A 3,765-nucleotide genomic window follows, 5' to 3' on the forward strand; every position below is an offset into this window, starting at 1 on the left:
CCTTGTGCCCGGGTCTCGCCACAAGTCCCGGACGCTACCGGCTCCGGCTGCCTGGCGGCCGGCTGGTGGCTTATCTGACACCGTTGCTGTGGGCGCGCGCGGCGGGGCCCCACAGCTCGCGGATGGTCTGGAACACCTTCTGGTTGTGGCTGAACTCGATCACGTTCCCGTCCGGGTCGGTCACCGCGCAGACGTAGCCGACCGGGTCGGGCAGGTCCTGCGGCTCCCAGTGCAGGCAGCCCGCGGCTCTCGCCCGGTCGGCGATCGCGTCTATCTCGGCGCGTTGCGTCACCTCGATCCCGATGTGCGCGAACGGGGTCATCGTCGGCTGCCGGTGCCCACGCTCGGCGTTGAACTCGGCCAGGACCAGCACGAACGGGTCCTGCCACTGCCGGTCGTTGGACAGCCACGCGCTGCGGCCGGCGACGTCCTGACGGGTCGCGACCACCACGAGCGGAGTCATCCTCGTATAGAAGTCGATCGAGGCGTCGATATCGCTGGACGGGAGGGCCACGTGCGTCCACCGGGGGCGTGTGAGCATCGGAGAACTCCTTCGACGTGGTTGCGCCGGGCTTCTTCTTCCCGATGTTGTGCCCGAGAACACGGCTTTGCCCACGTCGGGAACCCGACCTCGGAAACGTACTTCCACCGGCTGCCCGGACGCCTGCGTCATGCGCCCCTGCCCGCCACCACCCGGCCACGCACGACGACCAGCAACGGCTCGGCGAGCGTCCGGACGTCCACCCGCGGGTCCTCCGAACAGACGACGAGATCCGCCGGCGCCCCCTCGGCCAGCCCGGCGAAACCGAGCCAGGCGCGCGCGGCCCAGGTCGCCGCCGACAGGGCCGCCACCGGGGGCAGCCCGGCCCGGACCAGCTCGGCGACCTCGTCCGCGACAAGGCCGTGCGGCAGCGACCCGCCGGCATCCGTGCCGACATAGATCGGGATGCCCGCCTCGTACGCCTGGCGGACGGTGTCGTAGCGGCGGGCGTGCAACGCCCGCATGTGCGCGCTGTAGGCGGGGAACTTCTCCGCCGCCCCGGCGGCGATGCCCTCGAAGGTGGCGATGTTGACCAGGGTCGGCACGATGGCGACGCCGCGCTCGACGAAGAGGGGGATCGTCTCGGCGGTCAGCCCGCTCGCGTGCTCGACGCAGTCGATCCCGGCCTCGACCAGGTCGGCGAGGGAGTCCTCGGCGAAGCAGTGCGCGGTGACCCGGGCGCCGGCGGCATGGGCCGCCGCGATCGCGGCCTCGGCCGCCTGACGCGGCCAGCAGGCGGCGAGATCCCCGGTGCCCCGGTCGATCCAGTCACCGACGATCTTCACCCAGCCGTCGCCCCGGCGGGCCTGCTCGGTGACGGTGGCGGCCAGCTCCGCCGGCTCGATCTCCACGGCGTAGTTACGGATGTACCGTTTCGTCCGGGCGATGTGGCGGCCGGCCCGGACCAGCCGGGGCAGGTCCTCGCGGTCGTCCACCCAGCGGGTGTCCGCGGGCGAGCCCGCGTCCCGGATCAGCAGCGTGCCCGCGTCCCGGTCGGTGCGGATCTGCCGCTCGGCGGTGTCCCGGTCGACCGCGCCGTGGGCGTCCAGCCCCACATGGCAGTGCGCGTCCACCAGGCCGGGCAGCACCCAGCCCGGCACCGTGCGCGCGCCGGCGGCGCGGGCGCCGGTCGGGGCCGTGAACGTGATCCTGCCGTCCACGGCCCACAGCCCGTCCCGGACCTCCTCGGGGCCGACCAGCACCGGGCCTGTGATCCTCAACGTCTCGGAAGCAGCCACCCCACCTGTGTAGCCGAAGAGCACCCGTCCGGACGAGAAGAGCACATGTCCGGACGAGGAGAACGGCGGCCTGCCGCGGGTATGGCCGTGAGAGCGTGCGTGTCATGGGAGTCCTGGACACCGTGGGCGTCGCGGCCGCCGGCCTGCTGGCCGGAGCGGTGAACGCGGTGGCCGGCGGCGGGACCCTGATCGTATTCCCGGCGCTGCTCGCCACCGGGATGCCCGCGCTCACCGCGAACGTCACCTGCTCGGTCGGGCTGGTCACCGGATACGCCGGGGGCGCGTTCGGCTACCGCCGGGAGCTGACCGGGCAGGCCGCCCGGCTGCGGGCGCTGGCCGGCCCGGCGCTGCTCGGCGGGCTGGCCGGGGCGGTCGTGCTGCTGGCCGCCCCGGCGGGCTCCTTCCGGGTGGTCGTTCCCTACCTGGTGCTGGTGGCCTGCCTGCTGCTCGCCGGCCAGCCGCGACTGGCCGCCATCGTGGCCCGGCGACGGGCCAGCGGGCAGGCAGTGGCCCGGCGACGGGGTGGTTGTGGGGTGGCTGTGACCTGGCCGACCCGGGCCGGGGTGTTCGTGGCCGGGGCCTACGGCTGCTATTTCGGCGCGGGCCTCGGCGTGCTGCTGCTCGGCGTCCTGGGCATCCTCATGCCGGACGGCCTCCAGCGCACGAACGCGTCCAAGACCCTGCTGTCGTTCGGTGTCAACGCGGTGGGCATCGCCGTGTTCGTGGTGAGCGCGCGGGTCGCCTGGGGGTTCGCCGCCGTCCTGCTGCTGGCCTCCGGCGTCGGCGGGGTGCTCGGCGCGCGGGCCGCCCGGCTGCTGCCGGCCGCCGCGCTGCGCGCGACCGTGACCGTCCTCGGGGTGGTCGTCGCCGCCGTCCTCATCGCCACCGGCTGACAGCGCCGCCGGCCGGCGGGGTGGTCACACCACCGGGGACAGGCCGCCGTCGACGTTGAGCGCGGTCCCGGTCACGTAGGAGCTGCGCGGCGAGAGCAGGAAGGTCACGACGTCGGCGAACTCCGTAGCCCGGCCGACGCGGCCCAGCGGTATCCGCGCGTCACGCGCCATCCGTTCGTACAACGCCCGGACGGGGGTGCCGGTGGTGGCGGCCCGCCGTTCCCACTGGCCGCTTTCGACCAGGCCGACCAGCACCGCGTTGACCCGGATCCCGTGCGGGCCCCACTCGCCGGCGAGCGCCTTGGTCAGCGCCAGCCCGGCGGCCCGGGACACCGAGGACGGCAGCGACGCCGCCGGCGGTGCCTTCGCCGCCGTCGCGAGCACGTTGACCACCGCCGCGGCGTCCGAGGCGCGCAGCTGGTCGAGCGCCAGCCGGGACAGCCGGATCGCCGCGAACAGCTTCAGCTCCAGGTCGTCCTGCCACTGCTGGTCGGTGACGGCGGCCAGTTCCCCGCCCGCGGACCGGCCGGCGTTGTTGACGATCGCGTCCACCCGGCCCCACCGGCTGTGGGCCGCGGTGACGAAACGGTCCAGCGCGTCGACGTCGGTGACGTCCGCCGGTACGGCAAGGACGTCCCCGCCGGCGGCGCGCAGCTCGTCCGCGGTGAGCTTCAGGCGGGCCTCGTCACGGGCGCAGATCGCCACCCGCGCCCGCTCGGCGACGAGGGCACGCGCGACGGCCGCCCCCAGCCCGTCGGAGCCCCCGGTGACGAGGACGACCCGCCCGGCGAGCTGCAGATCCATGTGACCTCCGGGATCAGGCGCGCTGGCCGGGTATGAGATGACTCGTGGCGCCGCTCTCACTCTACGACGTCCTCGGTGTGCCGCCGGCAGCCTCCCAGGCCCAGATCGTGGCCGCCTACCGGCGGGCGGCTCGGCGCACCCATCCGGACACCGGTGGTAGCGAGCACGCCTTCCGGCAGGTCCGCAGGGCGTACGAGGTGCTGGGCGATCCCGAGCGGCGGCGTGATTACGACCGGCGCGTGCGCGCCCACCCCGTGCCCGGCCGGGCGGCCGGTGGCATGTCGGGGCA

Annotated in this window: 5 protein-coding genes; 2 read left to right on the plus strand and 3 right to left on the minus strand. The window is 74.4% G+C overall.

Annotation, left to right across the window (positions count from 1 at the left end):
• Positions 1-70: 70 nt before the first annotated feature.
• Together NBX02_RS17920 and NBX02_RS17925 are read right to left on the minus strand one after the other, a co-directional pair.
• The gene (locus tag NBX02_RS17920) at positions 71-541 is read right to left on the minus strand and encodes a VOC family protein (RefSeq protein ID WP_250292326.1); all 471 of its coding nucleotides are present in this window, start codon (positions 539-541) and stop codon (positions 71-73) included.
• Between the two features lie 128 nt (positions 542-669).
• Positions 670-1,779, minus strand: coding sequence for an amidohydrolase family protein (locus NBX02_RS17925; protein WP_250283457.1), 1,110 nt, complete (start codon positions 1,777-1,779; stop codon positions 670-672).
• A gap of 104 nt (positions 1,780-1,883) precedes the next feature.
• Between NBX02_RS17925 and NBX02_RS17930 the strand changes: the two genes are divergently transcribed.
• Entirely contained in the window at positions 1,884-2,672 is a 789-nt protein-coding gene (locus tag NBX02_RS17930) for a sulfite exporter TauE/SafE family protein (RefSeq protein ID WP_250292328.1), read from the plus strand.
• A 24-nt stretch (positions 2,673-2,696) separates the two neighbouring features.
• On the opposite strand, the gene NBX02_RS17935 is transcribed toward NBX02_RS17930, so the two are convergent.
• Positions 2,697-3,476: an SDR family oxidoreductase gene (locus NBX02_RS17935; protein ID WP_250292330.1), complete on the minus strand. Its 780-nt coding sequence runs from the start codon at positions 3,474-3,476 to the stop codon at positions 2,697-2,699.
• Between the two features lie 44 nt (positions 3,477-3,520).
• Here NBX02_RS17935 and NBX02_RS17940 point away from each other — a divergent pair.
• The coding region (locus NBX02_RS17940; protein ID WP_250292332.1) for a DnaJ domain-containing protein at positions 3,521-3,765 on the plus strand (245 nt) is incomplete at its 3' end.

This window comes from Protofrankia sp. CiP1_Cm_nod1, assembly GCF_920888515.1.
In the GTDB taxonomy this organism is placed as follows: domain Bacteria; phylum Actinomycetota; class Actinomycetes; order Frankiales; family Frankiaceae; genus Protofrankia.